Genomic DNA, 21846 nt, shown 5'->3' with positions numbered 1-21846 from the left:
ACCCCATCGGCACGGTACGGTAGTTACCAGGAATCAGTTGTCGAGACGAGTGGGGCCGCCGTTCCCCCGGCCGCCCCCGTCCCTGTGCGAGGGGGTCGAGCCATGGGGCGCGGCCGAGCTAAGGCCAAGCAGACGAAGGTCGCCAGGGAGCTCAAATACAGCTCTCATGAGACCGACTTCGCTGCGTTGCAGCGCGAGCTGTCGACTGATGAAAGGTCGGCGAACGGGAGTGGTGGTGGCGACGAGCCACACGACGACCCGTACGACGACTACGACGATTACCGTCGCTGAATTCAGCCTTCGGAGTTCAAGGGTTGGGCAACCGGTCACCCCGGCGCCCAGCCCTTGAACTCTGAGGGCTCTTTCAGAACGCCCTGGCGTACTGCTTCGGCGCCCTGACCTCCACACCCAGCTGCTGTGCCGCGTGCAGTGGCCAGTACGGGTCGCGGAGCAGTTCGCGCGCGAGCAGGACCAGGTCGGCGGAACCGTCCGTCAAGATCTGTTCGGCCTGCGTCGCCTCGGTGATCAGGCCGACCGCACCCGTGGGCACGTCTGCCTTGCGTCGCACAGCTTCGGCGAGCGGCACCTGGTAGCCGGGCCCGATCGGGATGTCCGCCTGCGCGGTGTTGCCACCGCTGGACACGTCGATCAGGTCCGCACCCGCGGTCTTGAGCGCCTGTGCCAGCACGACGCTGTCGTCGGCCGTCCAGCCGCCCTCGACCCAGTCGGTGCCGCTGATCCTCACGATCACGGGCACCTCGGGGCCGACCGCCGCGCGCACGGCCGCGGTGACCTCGACGGGCAGGGCGATGCGTTCCTCGATGCTGCCCTCGTTCGTCAGCGGTGAGTAGAACTCGTGCAGCAGGTAGCCGTGCGCGGCGTGGACCTCAAGCACCTCGAAGCCGGCGTCGAGCGCGCGCAGGGCGCCGTCGACGAACGCCTTCACGATCTGCGTGGTGTTGGTGAGCTTCTCCGGCTGGTTGCCGCCGGGGAACGGCTCGGTCGTGGGCGCCACCGGCACCCAGTCGCCGATCGCCTTGCGCCCGGCGTGCGCGAGCTGGATCGCGGGCACCGAGCCGTGCTCCCTGATGAACTTCGTGATCGGCTTCCAGGCCTCGACCTGCTCGTCGTTCCAGATGCCGACGTCCTGCGGCGAGATCCGGCCGCGCGCCTCGACGGCCGTGGCCTCGGCCATGACCAGTCCGGCGCCGCCGATCGCGCGGGAGCCCAGGTGGACGAGGTGCCAGTCGGTCGGGACACCGTCCTCCTTGTCGACCGAGTACTGGCACATCGGGCTGACCGCGATGCGGTTGGGCAGCGTGACCGAGCGCAGGGTCAGCGGGGAGAACAACAGGCTCACGGGAGCTCCCTCGAACGTTCGTAGACCTAACTAAATGTTCAAGGGAGGCCGCCGGGGTGTTGTTCCCGGCGGAGAGGTCATCTCAGTCACTGAACAACGACGCAGAGACACGGGCCGGCGTGAAGTCGGCAGGCCACGTGGTGCCGCGGTTGACGCGGGCCCCGGTCAGCACGGCCTTGTCCAGGTTGAGGGCGCGCATGTCGGCACCGCGCAGGTCCGCGTTCGTGAGATCGGCCGCACGGAGGTCGGCGCCTTCGAGGCAGGCACCCCGCAGCGAGGCCTCGCGCAGGGAGACTCCGCGCAGGTCCGCTCCGCGCAGGTCCGAGGCGTCGAGGACGGAGTCGTCCAGGCACGTTCCGAACAACCGGGCGCCGGCGAGGTTGGCCCGGCGGATCACCGCTCCCGCGAGCCCCTGCTTGCCCAGGTCGGCGCCGCGCAGGTCGACGTGGGACAGGTCCAGGTCCGCGCCGGAGGGCTGGGTGAGGATCGCGAGGGCGGTCTCGACCTCCGGGCTCTCGTCAGCGGGCCGTGCCGCGTGCTCCGCGTCCGTCCAGGGCGAGCGCTCGCGCAGGAAGTCCCCGATGGTGACGTCCACGAGCCGTCGGCTCTTCGCGGAGTCCTTCGCGATCTGCTCCAGCTCGTGGAGCCCGTCGAGCCGCACCTCCGCCTGGTCGCTGCCGAGGTGCTCGACGGCACGGCGGTACCGGTCGACGACCTGGCCGTCCCTGACCTGGCGCCACGCCAGCGCACCACCCACGACGACCAGCAGTCCACCGAGGACGAGCTGCGACGCCGAGCGCGGGGCGGCCTGTGGCACCAGCAGGACGACGCCGAGCGCGACCAGTGCCACCGCCCCGAGCCTGAACATCCGCTTGCTCACGGAAGGCCATCTTCGCGACCGCACGGACCAGACGGTATCCGCTGTTGGAGTTCAGCTCAGGAAACGGACCTGTTTGGCCTTGCCCTCCAGCACCTCCGCGCGGGCCGCCGCGGTCTGCTCCCGGTGCGACACCTCCGGCACGCCGACCTCCCACCAGGCCCCCGCCTCGGTCCACGAGGACGGGTGCGTGCGGATCACGACGACGGCCGGGCGCTTCTCGCCGACGGCCACTTCGCGGGCCTTGCGGTAAGCGCCTTCCAGATCTGCGAGGGAGTCCACTGCGAACACCGCGCAGCCCATCGCGGCGGCGTGGGCGGCGAAGTCGGTGCGCGGGGGTTCGGGGTGCGCCGAGGTGCAGTCGGCGTAGAAGTTGTTGTAGCCCGCCCCGCCCTGACCTGTCTGGAGGCGGTGGATCACGGCGTAACCGTCGTTGTCGCAGACGACCGCCACGAAACCGTGGCCCGCGAAGGCCGCGGAGAAGAGCTCGGAGTTCAGCATCAGGTAGCTGCCGTCGCCCAGCAGCGTGGTGACGACGCCCTGCGTGTGCGCGATCGCGGCTCCCCAGGCGCCGGCCAGTTCGTAGCCCATGCAGGAGAAGCCGTACTCGACGTCCATCGTGGACTCGCCGGTCGCTCGCCAGCCGCCGATGAGTTCGCCGGGCAGGCCGCCGGACGCCGTCATGACGTAGTCGGTGGGCTCACTGACGTCGTTGACCACGCCCACGACCTGCGCGTACGTCGGAAGACCGTCGTTCGGCGAGCGCAACGAGGTGATGTGGGCGTCCCACTTCGTGCGTTCCGTCAGCGCTGTGGCCGCCCACTCCGCGGGTGCCTGCCAGGACGCCAGCAGGTCCGTGAGCTCGCGCAGGCCCTCGTCGGCGTCGGCCACCAGCGCGAACGAGCCGTGCTTGACGGCGTCGAAGCGGGCCGCGTTCAGGGAGAGCAGGTGCGCGTCCGGGGAGAAGACGGTCCAGGACGCGGTGGTGAAGTCCTGCAGGCGCGTTCCCACGGCGATGACCAGGTCCGCCTCGCCCGCCAGCACGTTGGCCGAGGTCGAGCCGGTGATGCCGAGCGGACCGGCGTGCAGCGGGTGCTCGTGCGGGACGAGCGTGCGGCCGGCCGTGGTCTCGACGATCGGGATGTTGTGCTGCTCGGCGAAGCGCAGGGCCCTGCCCGCCGCGCCCGAGTAGCGGACGCCGCCGCCCAGCACCAGCAGCGGGCGGGACGCGGACCGGATCGCCGACGCGGCCTCGGCCAGGGCGACCAGGTCCGGGCGCAGGCGCAGCGGGCGGTGCACGACCGGGGTGAACAGCGCGTCCGGGAAGTCGTAGGACTCCGCCTGGACGTCCTGGGGCAGCGCCAGCGTGACGGGGCCGCAGTCGGCTGGGTCGGTGAGGACGCGCGCGACCTGCGGCAACGTCGACAGGAGCTGCTCGGGACGGGTGATGCGGTCGAAGTAGCGGCTGACCGCGCGGAACGCGTCGTTGACGGTCGCGGTCGGGTCGTGGAAGTGCTCGACCTGCTGGAGAACGGGGTCCGGGGCGCGGCCGGTGAAGGTGTCGCCGGGCAGGAGCAGCAGCGGCAGGCGGTTGGCGTGGGCGACGCCGGCCGCCGTGACCATGTTCAGCGCGCCGGGGCCGATCGACGACGTGGCGACGCCGACCTGGCGGCGGTGGGTGGCCTTGCCGATGCCGACGGCCGCCAGCGCCATGCCCTGCTCGTTGTGGCCGCGCCACACCGGAAGGCGGTCGCGGACCTCCTCCAGCGCGTTGCCGAGGCCGAGGACGTTGCCGTGACCGAAGATCGCGAACACACCGGGGAACAGCGGCGCCTGGGTGCCGTCCTGCAGTTCGGTGCGCTGGGCCAGCATCCAGCGGACCAGCGCCTGCGCGGTCGTGAGCTTCACTTGACCCGCCCCTCTGCGGTCGTGACCGGGCAGCGGGGGTCGAGCTCCTGCGTCGCCCAGCTGTCGCGGATCCAGGTGTGGGCCGGGTCGTCGCAGAACGCCATCGAGCGTTCGGGGCCCGGACCTGCGAGAACGTTCAGGTAGTACATGGGGTAACCCGGCGCCGCGACGCACGGGCCGTGGTAGCCGCGCGGGATCAGGAAGACGTCGCCGTCCCGCACGGTCACGTCCTCGTCGATCGTGCCGTCGTCGGTGTACGTGCGGTGGAACCCGAAGCCGGTGCGGGACGGGGTGACGCCGTCGCGGTCGGCGATGCGGAAGTAGTAGATCTCCTCGTTGTTCACCTCGCACGGCTCGGACTCGTCGTGCTTGTGCGGCGGGTACGACGACCAGTTGCCGTCCGGGGTGATCAGCTCGCACGCGTTGAGCTTGTCGGCGTGGTCCCAGACGCCGGGCACGCCGAAGTTCGTGACCTGGCGGGTCGCGTTGCCGGAGCCGCGCACCTCGACGGGAACGCCGTCCGCAGGGCCGTACTTCGGCGCGAGCTTGTTCTCGCAGCGCGCCATCGGCAGGGCGACCTCGCAGCCCTCCGCTGAAACGAGACGGACCGTCTCGTCTCGCGGGACGTAGGCGAAGTCCGTGACGCGGGTGAAGACGGAGTCGCGGCCCTGCAGTTCGAACCGCTCGGAACCGGCCTCGACCGACAGCGATCCGGCGAGCGGCAGCACGAACGCCTCGAACTCGCCGGTCTCGATCGTGCGCGACCCGCCGGCCTCGATCCGCAGCACGCGCAGGCCGGTGTAGGCCCAGCCCGCGTCCTGCGGGGTCAGCGAGATGACGTCGTCGTCGGTCGAGAGCGTCCCGTGTGGACGGTGCAACGTCATTCCGTGACTCCCTTGGCGGTACGCAGGATCTCGGCGGCGGCGGCAACGGCGGCGGCCACGTCCCCGTCCGGCGGGTAGAGCAACGCCCTGCCGACGACGAGACCGCGCACGGTCGGGTGTTGCAGCGAACGACCCCACGACTTGAGGTCGTCCTCGGGGTTCGCCGACGGCACACCGCCGAGCACCAGCGCCGGCAGCGCGGTGGTGTCCAGCACGACCTCCGGCTCCTCCGGCGCGGGCAGCTTCAGCCAGGTGTACGCCGACGTGGAACCGAGTCCGGCGGCCACGGCGGAAGCGCGCGAGAGTGCCGCGGCGTCCTTCTGCAGCACCAGCTTGTCGTTGTGATCACGCTTGTACGGCAACGGTTCGACCATCGCCATCAGGCCGTGCTCGGCGAGTTCGGTGACGGCTCGCGCGCAGCCTTCCAGCGTCGGGATCGTGCCGGGGTCCGAGTCGACCAGGCGCAGCAGCATCTTGCCGCCGTCCAGGCCGAACGTCGCGATGGACGACGCGTCGTACGCGGTGAACCTGTCGTCGATCTCCCAGTCCGCACCGGCCAGACCGCCGCGGTTCATCGAGCCGATGACGACGCGTTCGTTGAGGCCGTCCAACAGCAGCAGGTCCTCGATCACGTCCGGCGTGCCGAGCACACCGTCGACGTCGGGATTCGCCAGCGCCGTCAGCAGACGGGACAGCAACGACCGGCGGTCCGCCATCGCCAGCGGGTCGCCGCCGACGCCGAGCGCACCCCGTGCCGGGTGGTCCGCCGCGACCAGGAACAGCGTGGACTTGCCGTTCAGCAACGAGTTCCGCCGCCTGCGGGACTGGTAGGCCCGTCTGATCGAACCGGGGTCCTCCGCCCGCCGCCACAACAGTTCGCGCCACTGGCCGTCGGTGATCACAGCAGTTCCTCGATCTCTTTCTGATCAGGCATCGCGTCCGCGCACGCCAGCCGGGACGCCACGATCGCGCCGGCCGCGTTGGCGTAGCGGGCGATCTTCACCGGGTCCCAGCCGGACAGCAGGCCGTGCACCACGGATCCGCCGAACGCGTCTCCGGCACCGAGTCCGCAGACGACCTCGACGGGGTTCGGCTCGACCGTCCACCGGCCGTCGGGGGTGGCCACGAGCACGCCCTCTGCGCCCTTCTTGACCAGTGCCAACGAGATCCCGTGCGCCAGCAGCCGGTCGGCCGCCTCGTCGGGGTCGGACGTGCCGACCGCGATCTCGCACTCGGTCCGGTTGCCGACGGCGACCGTCACGTGGTCGAGCATCCAGCCGATCTCGGCCCGCGCGGTCTTCACGTCCGGCCAGAACATCGGCCGGTAGTCCAGGTCCAGCACGGTGTGGCCGTTGCGCGCGCGGTTCGCCAGCATCATCCGCTGCGATCCGCGCGACGGCTCGGCGGAGACGCCCGTCCCCGTGACCCACAACAGCGGGACCTCGCGCGTGAGCTGCCACGGCACGTCGTCCTCGCCGATCGTCATGTCCGGCGCGGTCGGCAGGCGGTAGAACAGCAACGGCGGGTCGGCGGGCGGGTTGAGCTCGCAGAACACCACCGGGGTCAGCAGGTCCGGCGAGGTGCCGACGTGCTCCGACGAGACGCCGAAGCCCTCCAGCGCCTCGCGGACGTACGTGCCGAAGCCGTCAGGACCGACCTTCGTCAGCACGCCGGCGCGACGGCCGAGGCGCGCGGCGGCGACCGCGACGTTGGTCGCGGTGCCGCCGAGCGACTTGGCGAAGGTGCTGACCTGGGCCAGCGGTACGCCGGACTGCTCGGGGTAGAGGTCGACACCGACCCGGCCGACGGTCAGCACTTCCAGTGAGGTCACGCCTCGACACCCCGCAGCTCGTGCTCCAGCGCTTCCAGTTCGGCACCGCCGGCCATCTGCTTCGTGAGCTCGTTGATGTCGATCTCGGACTTCTCGTACGAGCCCAGCGCGCGGCCCCGTTTGAGCAGCAGGAACCGGTTGCCGACCGGGTAGGCGTGGTGCGGGTTGTGGGTGATCAGCACGACGCCGAGGCCGCGATCACGCGCCTGGGCCACGTACTTCAGCACCACACCGGCCTGCTTCACGCCGAGAGCCGCCGTCGGTTCGTCGAGGATCAGCACCTTGGCGCCGAAGTGCACGGCGCGGGCGATGGCGACGCACTGCCGTTCGCCACCGGACAGCGTGCCGACCGGCTGTTCGACGTCGCGGAGGTCGATGCCCATGTCGGACAACGCCTTCTTGGTGATCGCCTTGCCCTTCTTGCTGTCCAGGAAGCCGAGCTTGGTCGTCGGCTCCGAACCCAGGAAGAAGTTGCGCCACACCGACATCAGCGGCACGACCGCGAGGTCCTGGTACACGGTCGCGATGCCGCGGTCCAGCGCTTCACGCGGTGAGGAGAAGCGGATCTCCTCGCCCTCGACCTTGAACGAGCCCTGGTCGTGCTGGTGCACACCGGCCAGGATCTTGATCAGCGTCGACTTGCCGGCGCCGTTGTCGCCGAGCACGCAGGTGACCTCACCGGCGTTGACCACAGTGGACACATCGCTCAGCGCGATGACGCTGCCGTAGGTCTTGCCGATGTTCTCGGTCTCGATGAGTGACGTCATCGCCTGACCCTTTCCGCCCGGCGGCGCAGCATGTTGTTGACCAGCACGGCCGCCAGCAGCATCACGCCGAGGAACAGCTGGAACCAGTCGCTGTTCCAGCCGGCGTAGACGATGCCCTGCCGGGCCATGCCGAAGATCAGCGCGCCGATCGCCGCGCCCACCGCGGACCCGAAGCCACCGGTCAGCAGGCAGCCGCCGATGACGGCCGCGATGATGTACTGGAACTCCAGCCCGATGCCCTGGTTCGCCTGCACGCTGGCGTACCGCAGGATGTTGATCGAGCCGACGAGCCAGGCTGCGAACGCCGTCGTCATGAACAGCAGGATCTTCGACCGCACGACCGGCACACCGACCGCACGGGAACTCTGCGCGGCACCACCGATCGCGAAGATCCAGTTGCCGAACTTGGTGCGCATCAACAGGGTCGACGCGACGACGGTGAACAGGACCCACCAGATGATCGACACGTAGAAGCTCGTGCCGCCGATCTGGAACGTCGAGGCGAACAGGAACCCTGCGGACTCGTAGCCCGCCGCCTCCCGCATGCCCGACACCTGCACGCTGCCCGTCACCAGGCGCGTGACGCCGAGGTTGAGGCCCTGCAACGCGAGGAAGCTGCCCAGCGTCACGATGAAGCTCGGCAGGCCCGTGCGCATCACGAGCCAGCCGTTCAGCGCGCCCACCGCCAGCGCGAAGGCGAGCGACACCAGCAACGCCAGCCAGACGTTGAGTCCCAGCTGGGTGGCGAGGAGAGCCGTGACGAGCGCGGTGGACGCGGTCATGACGCCGGCGGACAGGTCGAACTCGCCGCCGATCATCAGCAGTGCCACCGCGACCGCCATGATCCCGAGCATGGAGGCGTCGTCCAGCCAGGTGGCCGCGCCTCCCACGCTCAGGAACTGCTCGGTGACCACGGAGAAGAACAGGAACACCAGCAGTGCGCCGAGCATCGCGCCGATCTCGGGGCGTTTGATCAGCTGATCCATCGCCCTGGGCTTGCCCAGCCGTTCGTCGGCAGCCGGTGGAGCTGTGGCTGTCACGGTCATCTCCCCGCCTCCTCCTTACCTCTTGCCGTTCTTGGCGTACTCCGCGACCTTGTCGACGTTGTCCTTGTCGACGAAGCCGGGACCGGTGAGGACGGGCTTGCCGCCACCGAGGGTGTTGGCGTTGTCCTTGTAGAGCTTCAGCATCACGATCGGCAGGTAGCCCTGCTGGTACTGCTGCTGGTCGACGGCGAAGAGCACCTCGCCGGCCTTGATCGCGGTGACCACGTCGGCGTTCAGGTCGAACGTCGCGACCTGCGCCTTGGAGCTCGCGCCCTTGATCGCGGAGGCCGCGTTGACGGCGACCTGCGGGTTCAGCGCCAGCACACCGTCGACGGCGGCGTCGGACTGCAGCTTGGCCTTGATGCGGGCCTCGATGTCGGTGGGGTTGGAGATGTCGACCTGCAGGTTCTCCACCGCGCCGCCGAAGCCGGAGCGGGCACCGTCGCAGCGCTGGTTGAGGCCGGAGTTGCCGGCCTCGTGGATCACGCAGAGCAGCTTGGTCTTGCCCGCGGCCTTGAGCTTCTTGCCGGCTTCCTCACCGGCGATCGTCTCCTCCTGGCCGACGTGCGCCATGGCACCGAACTCCGCGCTCTTCGCGCTGCCGGAGTTGATGGTGATGACCGGGATGCCGGCCTTGACCGCGTTCTCGATGGAGGTCTTGAGCGCGTCCGGGTTCGCCATCGACACCACGATGCCGCCGACCTTCTGCGACACGGCGTTGTCGATCAGCTTGGCCTGGGCGCCGGGGTCGCCGTCGGAGTTGTAGGTGACGCCGACGCCGAGCTGCTTGCCCGCGTCCTCGGCGCCGACCTTCACGACGCTCCAGAACGCGTCGCCCGCGGTGCCGTGCGTGATGACGGACACCTTGAGGTCACCCGAGGCCTGCGAGCTGTTGTTGCTGCCGGTGTTCTGCGTGTTCGTACCAGTGGGACCGCTACAGGCGGCGAGTAGTGCAACACCCGCGAGCGCCACGCCCGCACGGATGACCAGACGAGACTTCATCGTCTCCAGTCCCTTCAGAGGATCTTGCTGAGGTGCGCAAGGCTGCGCGCGGTGTCCTGAAGTGGCTTGTCCACCGGACTTCCGTCCTTGAGCTGGGTGTCCTGCTCAAGCACGAACCAACCGGTGTAGCCCGCCTCTTGAACAGACTGCACCAGCGCTTCCACGTCCACGTCGCCGTCCCCGAGCGGCACGTAGATGCCCTGTTCCACGGCATCGGTGTAACTGAGCTCGCCGCCGCGCACCTTCGCCGCGATCTCGTCACGCACGTCCTTGAGGTGCACGTGACCGATCCGGTCCGGGTAGCGGCGCGCCAGCTCGACCGGGTCCGTGCCACCGATGAGGAGGTGACCGGTGTCCAGGCAGAGCTGGAGATCGGAGTCCGCGAGGAACCTGTCGACCTCCGCCTCCCGCTCGACGTGGGTGCCCACGTGCGGGTGCAGCACGGTTTTGAGGCCGTGCGTCGCGGCGATCTCACGGATCTTCGCGCAGGTGTCGACGAGCGTGTTCCACTCGTCGTCGGTGAGCTTCGGCGTCTCGTCGTAGCCGTCGAGTCCCGTGGCCGCGGCGAGCACCAGGACCTCGGCGCCGCCGGCCTTCAGGATCGCGGCGACGCGGTCCGCTTCGTCCAGAGTGGACTGCACGTCGGTGTGCAGCGTGACGGCGAGGAAGCCGCCGACGAGACCGAGTTCGTGGCTGTGGAGCAGGGTCTTGAGCTGCTCGGGGTCGGCCGGGAGGTAGTCCGGCGGGCCGAGTTCGGTGGCCGTGAGCCCGAGGGAGCGCATTTCGGAGAGGACCGTCCCGGACGGGAGCACGTTGCCCCAGCCAGGCACCTCGCACACGCCCCAGGAGATCGGCGCTCCCGCGATCTTCGCCATGCCCTCAGTTCCCCTCGATCTTCACGGGCGCGCCGCTGCGACGCGACTGCTCACAAGCTTCTGCCAGGCGGAGGCTGATCAAACTCTCTCGCGCCGGGGACGGATTCGCGACCTCGCCCTTGATGACCTGCGTGAACAGGTTCATCTCGTTGACGTACGCGCGGTGGAAGCGCTCCGGGAAGCCGGGGTAGGCGTCGTCGCCGGCCACGTGACCGCCGGGCTCCAGCGAGTTCAGCGGCGTGCGCGGGTCGACGCCGGCGACCAGCGAGTCCTTGCTGCCCATGACCTCGATGCGGTGGTCGTAGCCGACCGGGTCGTGCCGTCCGCCGGCCAGCGTGGCGTGTGCGCCGCCCTCGAACTTGAGCATCACGACGGCGTTGTCGACGTCGTCGGCGTCCGCGAACGCCTGGTGCACCAGCACGGATCCGGACGCGTAGACCTCGACGACCTTCTGGCCGACCAGCCACGGCACGCAGTCGAGGTCGTGGATCAGGAGGTCGCGGAAGATGCCGCCAGACGCGGGCAGGTAGGAGAAGTCCGGCGGGTTCGCGTCGTTGCCGATGGCCCTGACCAGGTAGATGTCACCGACCTCGCCCGCCTTGATCCGGCGGTTCAGCTCGTAGATGGCCGGGTCGAAACGGCGCTGGAAGCCCACCAGCACCTCGACGCCGGACTTCTCGACGTCCTCGACCAGCGCCGTCATCTCGGCGACGTCGCTCGCGATCGGCTTCTCGCACAACGTCGGAACGCCCCTGCCGATCGCCGCGCGCAGCATCTCGGGGTGGGTGTTCGTCGGGGTCGCCAGCAGGACGCCGTCGACGTTGCCGAGCAACGTGTCGAGGTCGTCGACCGCCTTGGTCCCGGCGAGTTCCGCCGACGCCTGCGCTGCCCTGCCGGGCACCGGGTCGAAGAGGAGGACCTCGTCGACCCGATCCAGTGCGGCGAGGTTGGTCGCATGCATGGTGCCGATCCTGCCGACACCCGCTACTCCGATCCGCATCGCAGGTTTCCCCTGTTCATCGCTTTGATCTGTTAGAGCGCTCTATTGGTTGGAGCGCTCTAATGCTGTAGCTTGCGTCACACGGGTGTCAAGGGTGCGTTTCCTGCCCGTGACGTGAGGGGAGGTGTTTCCGGTGGTCAGGCCGACGATGGAAGACGTCGCTCACCGCGCGGGCGTGTCCCGTGCCCTGGTGTCACTGGTGATGCGCGGTTCACCCAAGGTGAGCGAGCTGCGACGCAGCGCAGTGCTGAAGGCCGCGGAGGAACTGGGGTACTCCCCGCACGCCATGGCGCGGTCGCTGGCCTCGCGCACGTCCACAGTGCTCGGCGTGATGGTGTCCGACCTGCACAACGCGTTCTTCGCGGAGGTCGTCGACGGCATCGACGAGGTGGCGCGCGAGCAGGGGTTCGACGTCATCATCAACACCGGCGGCCGCTCACCCGCCCGCGAGCGCCGAGCCCTGGAGTCGTTGCTGTCCTTCCGCCCCGCCGGGTTGATCCTGCTGTCGCCCGTCGTCCCGGCGACCGCGATTTCCAAGGCCGCGGAACAACTTCCTGTCGTGCTCGTTGCCCGGTCCTCGCGGGTGTCCACTGTGGATACCGTGAACGACGACGGCGAGGTCGGCGCGCGACTGGCCGTTGAGCACCTGGTTTCTTTGGGGCATCAGCGGATTGCCCATTTAGACGGCGGCGAAGGGACTCAGGCCGGGCCGCGCCGGCGTGGGTACGTCGCCGCCATGGAGGCTTGCGGGCTCGTGCCCCAGGTCGTGTCGTCGGAGTACACCGATGCCGCTGGGGCGCGGGCGATCCGTTCGTTGATCGCTGATCGTTCTTTGCCCACGGCCATTTTGTCCTGCAACGACTTCAACGCCGTTGGCGCGATCTCGGCTTTGGAGGACGCCGGGTTGCGGGTGCCTGGCGATGTTTCCGTTGTGGGGTACGACAACACGTCGTTGGCGGCGTTGCGCCACGTCTCGCTCACCACGATCGACCAGCCCCGTGCCGAGTTCGGCCGGTTGGCGGCCGACGCGCTTCTGCAGCGCGTTCGTTCCGAGCGCACTGAGCCCGTGCGCCATCTCCTCACTCCCTCACTTGTTGTTCGGAGTACGACCGCTCCCCCAGGAGGACCGCGTTGAGCACCATCCCCCACTGGATCGACGGCGCCCGCACCAGCGGGGTGTCGTCCCGGACCTCAGACGTCTTCAACCCCGCCACGGGTGAGGTCGCGGCGCAGGTCGTGCTCGCCGAGCAGGCGGACGTCGACCTGGCGGTTTCCTCGTCCTTGAAGGCCGCGCAGTCCTGGTCGGAGTCGTCGCTGTCGACCCGGTCGCGCATCCTGTTCGAGTACCGCCACCTGCTGCACACGCACCGCGACGAGCTGGCCGCGATCATCACGTCCGAGCACGGCAAGGTCCTGTCGGACGCGGCCGGCGAGGTGCAGCGCGGGCTGGAGGTCGTGGAGTTCGCGTGCGGCATCCCGCAACTGCTGAAGGGCGAGCACTCCGAGCAGGTCTCGCGCGGGGTCGACGCCTACTCGCTGCGGCAGCCGCTGGGCGTGGTCGCGGGCATCACGCCGTTCAACTTCCCCGTGATGGTGCCGATGTGGATGTTCCCCATCGCCATCGCGTGCGGGAACACCTTCGTCTTGAAGCCTTCCGAGCGCGACCCGTCGGCTTCGCTGCGGCTGGCCGAGCTGTTCGCCGAGGCCGGATTGCCGGACGGCGTGCTGAACGTCCTGCAGGGCGACGCCTTCGCGGTCAACGCTTTGCTGGACCACCCCGATGTCGCGGCGGCGTCGTTCGTCGGCTCCACTCCGATCGCCCGGCACGTGTACTCGCGCGGCACGGCGGCCGGCAAGCGCGTGCAGGCTCTCGGCGGCGCCAAGAACCACATGGTCGTGCTGCCTGACGCCGACCTCGACGTGGCGGCCGACGCCGCTGTCTCCGCCGGTTACGGCTCCGCGGGCGAGCGGTGCATGGCCATCTCGGTAGTCGTGGCGGTGGGCTCGGCGGGCGACGAGTTGGTATCGAAGATCGCCTCACGGACCCGTGAGCTGCACCCGTCCGTGCTTCCCGGGACCGATCCGTCCGCGCAGATGGGGCCGCTTGTCACCGGGGTGCACCGGGACCGCGTGCGGTCCTATGTGGACGCCGGCGAGGCCGCTGGTGCCTCGTTGGTCGTGGATGGTCGCGGGTACGCGCCTTCGGGGTCCGAGAACGGGTTCTGGCTGGCGCCGACGTTGTTCGACCACGTCACGCCGGACATGACGATCTACACCGACGAGATCTTCGGGCCGGTGCTGGCGGTCGTGCGCGCTTCGACGTTCGAGGACGCCCTGGAGTTGGTGAACGCCAACCCGTACGGGAACGGGACCGCCATCTACACCGGGGACGGGCTGGCCGCGCGGGAGTTCCAGCGGCGCGTGCAGGTCGGGATGGTCGGGATCAACGTGCCCATCCCCGTGCCGATGGCCTACTACTCGTTCGGCGGGTGGAAGGACTCGCTGTTCGGGGACACTCACGTGCATGGGGCTGAGGGCGTGAAGTTCTACACGCGGGCGAAGGCGATCACGGCTCGGTGGCCGCAGCAGCACGGCGTGAACCTGGGCTTCCCGACCCACGGCTGATCCGTTCGGAGCAATGGCCGTCCCGTCCGCCCCAAGCGAACAGGACGGCCATTTCCATTTGGTACGAACCAATTGCCGACCGGACGACTCGCTGATCTGGCCAAACGATCTAAGCGAACGATTGTCCTGTTGAATTCGCCTTCAGTTTCGCTGATCTTGGAATATCAGGACACGACGGATCGGTTCGACAAAGACGCTGGACACGGAGGTAGGATCCGCGTTCACACAGTCGAACACCTCTTCCTTTCTCGCGGACGCCGCACCGTTCGTTACACGGAGAAAGGAAGAAGAACGCCCTCAGCAGGAGGACCGAACACGATGTCGCCCAGCGAGGACGACAGTCCTTTCGCGACGGCATGCCGCGCCAGCACTCGCACCGAGTTCATCTGCGCACTGAACCAGCTGCGCCTCTTGAGAGGACTTTCGTTCCGGGAGGTCTCGATCAACGCGGGTGAGTTCGCGCTGGCGAAGAGCAGCGCGCACGCCATGTGCACCGACCGGCCGCCCAAGCAGGAGGACAAGCTCAGGGCCTTCCTCACCGGCTGCGGAGAGCCGGCGGAAGCGCTCGACGGCTGGGTGGAGCAGTGGCGGCGTGTGACGGCCTCCCGCGCCAACAGGAGGCCGCACCCCGCTGCTCAGCTGGTCCCAAGCTCGGCCAGGGGTTTCTCACCACCGGAATGACGCTCCGGCCGTGCGCGAGCCTAACGGTCCACCCCGACGTCGACCAGACAGTTGGACGGCATTGGACGTTGTCAATACGAACAAATGCCGACAACGTGGTCAGAGGCTCCGCGAAAGTTGCCAGAAACTGGTCATTCAGACTCCGTTGGGCGAGTTCGGACGCCGTTGCACAGAACGCGAAAAAACCTGGACGGTGATTCAGTTGGCAATCACCCGTGTGAGTGACATCCTCGTAGTAGAGCTGTTATGTCGCCGAGTTCCGCGGCAACGCCAATTGCCCGCGTGGACGCATTCCGCACATCCGGCTCGGAGCTGTTCCCACACCAGCTGGTCCCCTTCGGCGCACGGTGACGCGCCGAGCCCTTTCCAGGAGTTTCGATGACCACTACGCCCTACAACGGGGCGCTGCACCCGCGCAGGCGCTGTGCCACCTCCGGCACCAGCACGGTCCTGCTGGCGGCGGCCGCCTTCGTCTTCACCGCGTGGATGCTCGCGCACGACCACTCGCCGGTCGTCGCCGTGTCCACCACGGCCGCCGTGCTCGCGGTGACGATCACGCTGAGCCGCAGCCGGCCGTTCACCGCGAGGTTCGGCCCGCTGCCGCCGGCGGGTCCGATGGTGCTCTGGGAGGAAGACCAGCGATGACGGGCCAGGAGGGCGACGCGGTGGAACGGCTGAACCGCCTCTGGCCGCAGCTGCTGCTCGCCCTGTCGAGACCGGGCCGGCGCGCGGAGGCGATCGCCGCGTACCGCGAGGTCCACGCGATCCTCGGAGCGGAGCTCGGCATCGACCCCGAGCCTGTGCGGCCGTTGATCGCGACGTCGACGGCCGAGTTGCGGGCGGCGACCGAGGCCGAGTTCGTGGAGCTGCTGCGGACCGTCCACGTGCGGTCCGGGCTGAGCCTGCCCGAGCTTTCGCGGCGTGCGGGTCCGGTGTTGTTGCCGCGCAGCCAGGTCTACTCGTTGCTCAAGCGCGGCAAGCTGCCGACGAAGCCCGGCCAGGTTCGGGCGTTCGTGAGCACCTGCGGGCTGTCCGAGCCACAGGTGGCTCGTGTGATGGAGCTGTGGGCGACGTTGCGCGAGCAGACCGAGCTCGCGGTGCGCGGCCCTGAGGACGACAAACCGTTCGCGATCCTGATCGTGCGCAGCGCGTGAGAAAGCCCCCGCCGGGAGAGCGGGGGCTTTCTTCAGAACGCGATCAGGCGTCGACCTTCTCGCGTTCGGACTCCGAAGTAGCAGGGGGCTTCGGCAGGAACCTCTTGATCAGCGGGAAGAACAGGATCACCAGGATCACCACGTAGACCACGACCGCCATCGGGCTGTTGACCAGGCCGGTCAGCGAGCCGTCGGACAGCTGCAACGAGCGCCGCATCTGCTGTTCCGCGGCCGGGCCGAGGATCACGCCGATGATCGCGGGCAGCACCGGCAGGCCGTAGCGGCGCATGCCGAAGCCGAGCAGGCCGATCACGAACATCAGCAGCAGGTCGAAGATGTCCGCGTTGACCGCGTAGGCGCCGACCGAGGCGAAGAACAGGATGCCCGCGTACAGGTACGGCCGCGGGATGCGCAGCAGCTTCGCCCACAGGGGTGCGAGAGGCAGGTTCAGCACCAGCAGCAGGGTCAGGCCGATGAACAGCGACGCGATCAGCGCCCAGACCAGGCCGGACTCTCGCTGGAACAGGAGCGGGCCCGGCTGGATGCCGTACTGCTGGAACGCCGCGAGCATGACGGCCGCTACCGCCGTGGTGGGCAGGCCCAGGGTCAGCATCGTGACGAGGGTGCCGGCGGCGGAGGCTGAGGCCGTGGACTCCGGGCCCGCGACGCCCTCGATGGCGCCCTTGCCGAACTCGTCCTTGTGCTTGGAGAGCCGCTTCTCCGTCACGTAGGACAGGAAGGTCGGGATCTCCGCGCCGCCTGCCGGGATCGCGCCGAACGGGAAGCCGATCACCGGGCCGCGCAGCCAGGGCTTCCAGGTGCGCTTGAGGTCCGCACGAGACAGCCACGGGCGGCCGACGGGGATCGGTTCGAACGGCTTGCGGCGCAGGTGAGCCGCTACCCACAGGGCCTCGCCGACGGCGAACAGGGCTACGGCGACCACGACGATGTCGATGCCGTCGGCCAGGTGCAGCGAGCCGAACGTGAGGCGCTGCTGGCCGGTCATCTCGTCCAAGCCGACCAGGCCCAAAGTCAGGCCGATGAGCAACGACGCGACGCCGCGGATCCGGGAGGCGCCCAGGACCGAGGTGACGGCGATGAACGCCAGCACCATGACGGCGAACAGGTCGGGGGCGCCGATGTCGACCGCGTGCTTCGCCACGAACGGGGCGAGCAGGACGATCAGCAGCGTGCCGATGATGCCGCCGGTGAAGTGACCGATGGCGGCTGCGGCAAGCGCTTGCGCCCCACGGCCCTTGCGGGCCATGGGATTGCCTTCGAACGCGGCTACGACCGCTGCGCTCTCGCCTGGTGTGTTCAGCAGGATCGAGGTGGTCGAGCCGCCGAACATGCCGCCGTAGTAGATGCCCGCGAACATGATGAACGCGCCGGTCGGCTCCATGCCGTAGGTGACGGGCAGCAGCAGCGCCACCGCCATGGCCGGGCCGATGCCCGGCAGGACACCGATCGCGGTGCCCAGCAGCACGCCGACGGCGGCGAGCAGCAGGTGTGTCGGCGTCAGCGCCGTGGCGAAGCCGTCGAGCAGTTGTTCCACCTAGAACACCTCCATCAACGGGCCACCGGGGAGCGGGACGCCGAGCAGGTTGTTGAACATGACGAACGTGAAGATCGACAGGCCTGCCGCGATCAACGGGTCGCGCACCAGGTTGCGGCTGCCGAGGGCGTAGGCCGAGCCCCAGAAGAGGATCGCGCCGGAGATCGGGAAGCCGACCACGCCGATCAGCGCGGCGTTCGCGAGGAAAGCGCCGCACAGCAACAGGACCGTGCGCCAGTCGGCGGGTGCGGACAGGTCGACGTCCTCGCCGGCCTCCGCCTCGCCCTTGCCGCCGCGCAGGACGTCGCGGGCCAGCAGGGCGGCGACGATCAGCAGCAACGAGCCGACGAGGATCGGCACGGCCTTCGGGCCGACGGGGCCGCGCTGGGCGAAGTCGGTGGGGATGCTCAGCGCGTCGGTGAGCACCAGTACGCCGAGCACGACCAGCAGGACGCAGATGCCCAGCTCGGAGTGTTCGCGGAACCAGCTCCTGCGCTGGTCCGGCTCGGTCACGGTCGTCATGCCAGCCCCAAGTCCTTGAGCACCGTTGCCACCCGCTTGTTCTCGTTCTCCAGGAAGGTCCCGAACTCGTCTCCCGGCGCGAAGGCGTCCGTCCAGCCGTTGCGCTGCAGGGCTTCCTTCCACTGCGGCGTCCTCTGGAGGTTCTGGAACACCTCGACCAGCTTCGCCTTGTCCGTCGGCGAGATGCCGGGCGGTGCGACGATGCCGCGCCAGTTCGTGAACTCGACGTCCACACCGGACTGCTTCAGCGTCGGCGCGTCGATGCCCTCGATGCGGTCCTTGCTCGTGACCGCGAGCACCCGCAACGTGCCGGCCTGGATCTGGTCGCGGTACTCGCCGACGCCCGAGACGCCGAACGCGACCTTGCCGCCCAGAACGCTGGCCAGCAGCTCGCCTCCGCCGTCGAACGGGATGTAGTTGACCGTCTTCGGCTCCAGGCCGACCGCCTTCGCGATCAGCATCGGCGCGAGGTGGTCGGGGCCGCCGGGGGCCGAACCGCCGCCGACCGTCACGGTGCCGGGGTTCGCCTTCCACGCGTCGACCAGTTGTTGCATCGACGTGTACGGCGAGTCCTTCGCGACCACGACGATGTCCGGTTCCTCGATCAGCTTCGCGATCGGGGTCGTGTCGAGCAGCGAGTTCGGCGACTTGTTCGTGTACACCGCGCCGACGACGCCCAGGCCCATCGACATGATCAGCTTGCCGTTGCCGCGCTCACCGACCGTGCGGCCGAGTCCGACCGTGCCGCCCGCGCCGGGGAGGTTGAACACCTCGGCGTTGCGCAGCAGGTCAGCGTCCTCCATGGCCTTCGCCGCGGTGCGCGCGGTGATGTCGTAACCGCCGCCCGGTGCGTTCGGGACCAGCACCCGCAACGCCCGCACCTGGTTCGTGTCACCGCTGTCCGCACCCGGCGTCAGCAGCGGTGGCACGAGCAGGACGGCGAGCAACGCCGTCGCCACCGCCACCCACACCTTCACCGACACTGTGATCCCCGCCTCTCGTCCGCGTGGTTGGACATGTTGCTCTCGTGTAAACCTTGATGTCGCTCTTGCGCTCTCAAGGTTTCTTTCGGTCTTTCTGGTCACGGGAGGTCACATGCGTCGCAGCCGTTCCCTGGCCAGTCAACTCCTCGCATGGCAACTCGTAGTCGTCACGTTGCTACTGTGCGCGGTGGGCGCGCTGACTGTCGTCCAGACGGGCAGCAACTTTCGCTCCAACGAGGAACGCAGGATGCTGTCGGTCGCCGAGACGGTGGCCGCGAACTCGCTGGTCCAGGAGCGGATGGGCAACTGGCGCGAGCTGTCCGCGCCCGCCGAGACGGCCCGCAGCCTGTCCGGCGCCTCCTACGTGCTGATCCTCAACGACAAGCAGCTCGTGATCGCCTCACCGGACCCGTCGCAGATCGGGTCCACTCTGGACACCAGGGACACCGCATTGGAGGGCAGGTCCTGGACTGGCACGATCGGCGACTCGATCGAGGCGCACGTGCCGGTGTTCGACCCGGTCAGCCGCCGGGTCAACGGCATGGTGATCGCGGGCGCCGAGGACCCCGGCATCTTCGCCGGCGCGCTGGAGCAGCCCGTCGACGTGCTGCGGTACCTGGCGATCGCGCTGATCATCGGCGTCACCGGGTCGTTGCTGCTGGCCAGGCGCGTGAAGAACCAGACGCTCGGACTGGAGCCGCACGAGATCACCGCGCTGGTCGAGAACCGCGAGGCGTTGCTGCACGGCATCCGCGAGGGCGTCGTCGGTCTCGACGGGCAGAACCGGATCACGCTGGTCAACGACCACGCGAGCGACCTGCTGGCGTTGCCGGAGGACGCGGTCGGGCGTTCGGTCGAGGAGCTGGAGCTCAACGACCGGCTGCGCGACGTGCTGACGGGCCGCGCGACCGGCGTCGACCAGCTGGTGCTGCGGCAGGGCGTCGTGCTGACGTTGAACCGCATGCCGATCGACGGCGGAGAGGGCGCGGTCGTGACGTTGCGCGACCGCACGGAACTCCTTGCGCTGCAACACGAACTCGACGCCTCGCAGCACGCGACGGACACGCTGCGGGCGCAGGCCCACGAGTTCGCGAACCGGCTGCACACCATCGCCGGGCTGATCTCGTTGAAGGAGTACGACGAGGTCACCAACTACATTCACCAGATCAGCTCGGCGCAGGACCAGTGGCGGACGGAGGTCGGTTCGTCGATCGGCGACCCCTCCGTGGCCGCGCTGCTCATCGCCAAGGCGTCGCTCGCGGCCGAACGCGGCACGGCGCTGCGGATGGGCCCGGACAGCGTGCTGGGCAGGGTCGACGAGGAGCTGTCCGCGGACCTGGTGATGGTGCTGGGAAACCTCGTCGACAACGCGTTGGACGCGCTGAGCTCGTTGAACACCAACGGGGCCGGCAAGTGGATCGAGGTGGGTGTGGTGCAGCTGGACGACGAGGTCCAGGTCGTGGTGCGGGACTCGGGCCCGGGGGTGGCGCCCGAACTCGCGGAAGAGGTGTTCCGGCACGGGTTCACGACCAAGGCGGCATCCCACGGCGAACGCGGCCTCGGCCTCGCGCTGATCAGGCGGGCGTGCCTGCGGCGCGGCGGTTCGGTGAGCGTGTCCGGGTCGGTCTTCACGGCAAGGCTGCCCTGGTGATCCGGGTGCTGGTCGTCGACGACGACTTCATGGTGGCGAAGGTCCACAGTGGATACGTCGCGCGCACCGAGGGGTTCGAGGTCGCCGGTGTCGCGCACAACGGCGCGGACGCGCTGAAGGCCGTCGCGGCGTTGAAGCCGGACCTGGTGCTGCTCGACATCTACCTGCCGGACGTCAACGGACTCGAAGTGCTGAAGTCGTTGCGCGCCAACGAGGACGTGGACGTCATCGTGATCACGGCCGCGACCGACGTAGACACCGTGCGCAGTGCGATGCGCGGCGGCGTGCTGCACTACCTGATCAAGCCGTTCGACTACTCGGCCCTGCGCGACCAGCTCGCGCACTTCGCCTCGCTGCGGGAGCGGTTCCACGGACTCGACGCGGCCGGGCAGGCGGACGTGGACCAGGTGTTCGGCGCGCGTCCGACCTCGAAGCCGTTGCTGCCCAAGGGTTTGACGCCGGAGACCGCGCGGCTCGTCGAGAACGCGCTGCGGTCGCACCCGGAGGGGTTGTCGGCGTCGGAGTGCGCCTCGTCGACCGGTGTCGCACGGGTGAGCGCGCGCCGGTACCTGGAACATTTCGTGTCGATGGGACGGGCCGAGGTCCGGCTCCGGTACGGCGGAACCGGCCGTCCGGAACGGATCTACGCGTTAGTCCCAGGAGCCTGACCGGCCGCGGCCCTTCTTGGTGTCCGCACGGCGCTTCTTCGAGGCGATGCGGCGTTCCTGCGACCCCCTGGTGGGCTTGGTCGCCCTGCGCACCGGAGGCGGCGGAGCGGCGGCCGCCCGCAGGATCGCGGCGAGGCGTTCACGAGCGGCGGCGCGGTTCTGCAGCTGCGCGCGGTGTTCGGACGCGGCGATCGTGAGCACGCCGTCGACCAGCCTGTTCGCCAGCCGGTCGAGCATGCGGCTCTTGAGGTGCTCGGGGATCGACGGCGAGGCAGCCAGGTCGAACGAGAGCTCCACGCGGCTGTCCGCCGTGTTCACTCCCTGCCCGCCCGGCCCACCTGACCTGGAAAAACGTTCGCGCAACTCGGCCGCCGGCAGCACCAGCGTCCTCGTCACGGTCACGTCGTTCATGCCCTCAAGGTTAGAAGGTCAGACCCGGCGATGTCGCGATCTTTAT

The 21846-nt window shown here is 69.0% G+C and carries 23 protein-coding genes; 8 read left to right on the top strand and 15 right to left on the bottom strand.

Annotated features, from left to right (window positions below; translation table 11 throughout):
* Positions 1–102: 102 nt before the first annotated feature.
* A complete protein-coding gene (locus tag ACFWN2_RS40880; protein ID WP_191297952.1) occupies positions 103–291 on the top strand; it encodes a DUF3073 domain-containing protein in 189 nt (62 codons plus the stop codon).
* A gap of 73 nt (positions 292–364) precedes the next feature.
* On the opposite strand, the gene ACFWN2_RS40875 is transcribed toward ACFWN2_RS40880, so the two are convergent.
* From ACFWN2_RS40875 to ACFWN2_RS40825, 11 genes are all read right to left on the bottom strand, one after another.
* Positions 365–1360 carry an NADH:flavin oxidoreductase/NADH oxidase gene (locus ACFWN2_RS40875; RefSeq protein ID WP_382435962.1) on the bottom strand — a complete coding sequence of 332 codons (996 nt, stop codon included), beginning with the start codon at positions 1358–1360 and terminating at the stop codon, positions 365–367.
* Between the two features lie 82 nt (positions 1361–1442).
* Positions 1443–2240: a pentapeptide repeat-containing protein gene (locus ACFWN2_RS40870; RefSeq protein ID WP_382435961.1), complete on the bottom strand. Its 798-nt coding sequence runs from the start codon at positions 2238–2240 to the stop codon at positions 1443–1445.
* A gap of 51 nt (positions 2241–2291) precedes the next feature.
* Entirely contained in the window at positions 2292–4145 is a 1854-nt protein-coding gene (gene iolD, locus ACFWN2_RS40865) for a 3D-(3,5/4)-trihydroxycyclohexane-1,2-dione acylhydrolase (decyclizing) (protein ID WP_382435960.1), read from the bottom strand.
* Positions 4142–5029, bottom strand: coding sequence for a 5-deoxy-glucuronate isomerase (gene iolB, locus ACFWN2_RS40860; RefSeq protein WP_382435959.1), 888 nt, complete (start codon positions 5027–5029; stop codon positions 4142–4144). Before iolB ends, iolD begins: the two co-directional genes overlap by 4 nt.
* Positions 5026–5931 carry an aldolase gene (locus tag ACFWN2_RS40855; protein ID WP_382435958.1) on the bottom strand — a complete coding sequence of 302 codons (906 nt, stop codon included), beginning with the start codon at positions 5929–5931 and terminating at the stop codon, positions 5026–5028. The genes iolB and ACFWN2_RS40855 overlap by 4 nt, the downstream gene beginning before the upstream one ends.
* Positions 5928–6860, bottom strand: a complete 933-nt coding sequence (gene iolC, locus ACFWN2_RS40850; RefSeq protein ID WP_382435957.1) for a 5-dehydro-2-deoxygluconokinase — start codon at positions 6858–6860, stop codon at positions 5928–5930. The genes ACFWN2_RS40855 and iolC overlap by 4 nt, the downstream gene beginning before the upstream one ends.
* Positions 6857–7627 (bottom strand): ATP-binding cassette domain-containing protein, encoded by a 771-nt coding sequence (locus tag ACFWN2_RS40845; RefSeq protein ID WP_382435956.1) that lies wholly within the window; start codon positions 7625–7627, stop codon positions 6857–6859. Before ACFWN2_RS40845 ends, iolC begins: the two co-directional genes overlap by 4 nt.
* Entirely contained in the window at positions 7624–8673 is a 1050-nt protein-coding gene (locus ACFWN2_RS40840) for an ABC transporter permease (protein WP_382435954.1), read from the bottom strand. Before ACFWN2_RS40840 ends, ACFWN2_RS40845 begins: the two co-directional genes overlap by 4 nt.
* A gap of 15 nt (positions 8674–8688) precedes the next feature.
* Positions 8689–9675, bottom strand: a complete 987-nt coding sequence (locus ACFWN2_RS40835; protein WP_382435952.1) for a sugar ABC transporter substrate-binding protein — start codon at positions 9673–9675, stop codon at positions 8689–8691.
* A 14-nt stretch (positions 9676–9689) separates the two neighbouring features.
* Positions 9690–10550: a TIM barrel protein gene (locus ACFWN2_RS40830; RefSeq protein ID WP_382435950.1), complete on the bottom strand. Its 861-nt coding sequence runs from the start codon at positions 10548–10550 to the stop codon at positions 9690–9692.
* Positions 10551–10554: 4 nt separating this feature from the next.
* On the bottom strand, positions 10555–11550 hold the full coding sequence (locus ACFWN2_RS40825; protein WP_382435948.1) for a Gfo/Idh/MocA family oxidoreductase: 996 nt from the start codon (positions 11548–11550) through the stop codon (positions 10555–10557).
* Positions 11551–11683: 133 nt separating this feature from the next.
* On the opposite strand from ACFWN2_RS40825, the gene ACFWN2_RS40820 reads away from it, so the two are divergent.
* The 5 genes from ACFWN2_RS40820 (at position 11684) to ACFWN2_RS40800 (ending at position 16010) form a co-directional block, all read left to right on the top strand.
* Positions 11684–12685, top strand: coding sequence for a LacI family DNA-binding transcriptional regulator (locus ACFWN2_RS40820; RefSeq protein ID WP_382435947.1), 1002 nt, complete (start codon positions 11684–11686; stop codon positions 12683–12685).
* On the top strand, positions 12682–14175 hold the full coding sequence (locus tag ACFWN2_RS40815; RefSeq protein ID WP_382435946.1) for a CoA-acylating methylmalonate-semialdehyde dehydrogenase: 1494 nt from the start codon (positions 12682–12684) through the stop codon (positions 14173–14175). The genes ACFWN2_RS40820 and ACFWN2_RS40815 overlap by 4 nt, the downstream gene beginning before the upstream one ends.
* 318 nt (positions 14176–14493) lie before the next feature.
* Entirely contained in the window at positions 14494–14856 is a 363-nt protein-coding gene (locus tag ACFWN2_RS40810; protein WP_382435944.1) for a hypothetical protein, read from the top strand.
* A gap of 378 nt (positions 14857–15234) precedes the next feature.
* Positions 15235–15501 (top strand): hypothetical protein, encoded by a 267-nt coding sequence (locus ACFWN2_RS40805; RefSeq protein ID WP_382435943.1) that lies wholly within the window; start codon positions 15235–15237, stop codon positions 15499–15501.
* Positions 15498–16010 carry a BTAD domain-containing putative transcriptional regulator gene (locus ACFWN2_RS40800; RefSeq protein ID WP_382435942.1) on the top strand — a complete coding sequence of 171 codons (513 nt, stop codon included), beginning with the start codon at positions 15498–15500 and terminating at the stop codon, positions 16008–16010. The genes ACFWN2_RS40805 and ACFWN2_RS40800 overlap by 4 nt, the downstream gene beginning before the upstream one ends.
* A 43-nt stretch (positions 16011–16053) precedes the next feature.
* Here the strand turns inward: ACFWN2_RS40800 and ACFWN2_RS40795 are convergent, their stop codons facing one another.
* Genes ACFWN2_RS40795 through ACFWN2_RS40785 form a run of 3 tightly spaced genes read right to left on the bottom strand, consistent with a single transcriptional unit; the run spans position 16054 to position 19052 of the window.
* Positions 16054–17565 carry a tripartite tricarboxylate transporter permease gene (locus tag ACFWN2_RS40795; protein WP_382435941.1) on the bottom strand — a complete coding sequence of 504 codons (1512 nt, stop codon included), beginning with the start codon at positions 17563–17565 and terminating at the stop codon, positions 16054–16056.
* The gene (locus ACFWN2_RS40790; protein ID WP_382435940.1) at positions 17566–18087 is read right to left on the bottom strand and encodes a tripartite tricarboxylate transporter TctB family protein; all 522 of its coding nucleotides are present in this window, start codon (positions 18085–18087) and stop codon (positions 17566–17568) included.
* On the bottom strand, positions 18084–19052 hold the full coding sequence (locus ACFWN2_RS40785; protein WP_382435980.1) for a Bug family tripartite tricarboxylate transporter substrate binding protein: 969 nt from the start codon (positions 19050–19052) through the stop codon (positions 18084–18086). The genes ACFWN2_RS40790 and ACFWN2_RS40785 overlap by 4 nt, the downstream gene beginning before the upstream one ends.
* 130 nt (positions 19053–19182) lie before the next feature.
* Here ACFWN2_RS40785 and ACFWN2_RS40780 point away from each other — a divergent pair, with 130 nt between their 5' ends.
* Both ACFWN2_RS40780 and ACFWN2_RS40775 read left to right on the top strand, forming a co-directional pair.
* Positions 19183–20721 (top strand): ATP-binding protein, encoded by a 1539-nt coding sequence (locus tag ACFWN2_RS40780; protein ID WP_382435939.1) that lies wholly within the window; start codon positions 19183–19185, stop codon positions 20719–20721.
* Positions 20718–21389, top strand: a complete 672-nt coding sequence (locus ACFWN2_RS40775) for a response regulator (protein WP_382435938.1) — start codon at positions 20718–20720, stop codon at positions 21387–21389. The genes ACFWN2_RS40780 and ACFWN2_RS40775 overlap by 4 nt, the downstream gene beginning before the upstream one ends.
* Here the strand turns inward: ACFWN2_RS40775 and arfB are convergent.
* Positions 21372–21800 (bottom strand): alternative ribosome rescue aminoacyl-tRNA hydrolase ArfB, encoded by a 429-nt coding sequence (gene arfB, locus ACFWN2_RS40770; RefSeq protein ID WP_382435937.1) that lies wholly within the window; start codon positions 21798–21800, stop codon positions 21372–21374. The two genes, ACFWN2_RS40775 and arfB, sit on opposite strands and share 18 nt — an antisense overlap.
* Positions 21801–21846: the final 46 nt, after the last annotated feature.

This window comes from Lentzea sp. NPDC058436 (genome assembly GCF_042721515.1).
In the GTDB taxonomy this organism is placed as follows: domain Bacteria; phylum Actinomycetota; class Actinomycetes; order Mycobacteriales; family Pseudonocardiaceae; genus Lentzea.
The sequence above is the reverse complement of the archived record's forward strand: the minus strand, read 5'-3'. Positions and strand labels throughout refer to the sequence as shown.

Bases quoted from the DNA above. Each gene is read 5' to 3' on its own strand.
- ACFWN2_RS40880 (WP_191297952.1), top strand. From the start codon at position 103: ATGGGGCGCGGCCGAGCTAAGGCCAAGCAGACGAAGGTCGCCAGGGAG.
- iolB (WP_382435959.1), bottom strand. From the start codon at position 5,029: ATGACGTTGCACCGTCCACACGGGACGCTCTCGACCGACGACGACGTC.
- ACFWN2_RS40845 (WP_382435956.1), bottom strand. From the start codon at position 7,627: ATGACGTCACTCATCGAGACCGAGAACATCGGCAAGACCTACGGCAGC.
- ACFWN2_RS40840 (WP_382435954.1), bottom strand. From the start codon at position 8,673: ATGACCGTGACAGCCACAGCTCCACCGGCTGCCGACGAACGGCTGGGC.
- ACFWN2_RS40835 (WP_382435952.1), bottom strand. From the start codon at position 9,675: ATGAAGTCTCGTCTGGTCATCCGTGCGGGCGTGGCGCTCGCGGGTGTT.
- ACFWN2_RS40830 (WP_382435950.1), bottom strand. From the start codon at position 10,550: ATGGCGAAGATCGCGGGAGCGCCGATCTCCTGGGGCGTGTGCGAGGTG.
- ACFWN2_RS40825 (WP_382435948.1), bottom strand. From the start codon at position 11,550: ATGCGGATCGGAGTAGCGGGTGTCGGCAGGATCGGCACCATGCATGCG.
- ACFWN2_RS40810 (WP_382435944.1), top strand. From the start codon at position 14,494: ATGTCGCCCAGCGAGGACGACAGTCCTTTCGCGACGGCATGCCGCGCC.
- ACFWN2_RS40805 (WP_382435943.1), top strand. From the start codon at position 15,235: ATGACCACTACGCCCTACAACGGGGCGCTGCACCCGCGCAGGCGCTGT.
- ACFWN2_RS40800 (WP_382435942.1), top strand. From the start codon at position 15,498: ATGACGGGCCAGGAGGGCGACGCGGTGGAACGGCTGAACCGCCTCTGG.
- ACFWN2_RS40790 (WP_382435940.1), bottom strand. From the start codon at position 18,087: ATGACGACCGTGACCGAGCCGGACCAGCGCAGGAGCTGGTTCCGCGAA.
- ACFWN2_RS40780 (WP_382435939.1), top strand. From the start codon at position 19,183: ATGCGTCGCAGCCGTTCCCTGGCCAGTCAACTCCTCGCATGGCAACTC.
- arfB (WP_382435937.1), bottom strand. From the start codon at position 21,800: ATGAACGACGTGACCGTGACGAGGACGCTGGTGCTGCCGGCGGCCGAG.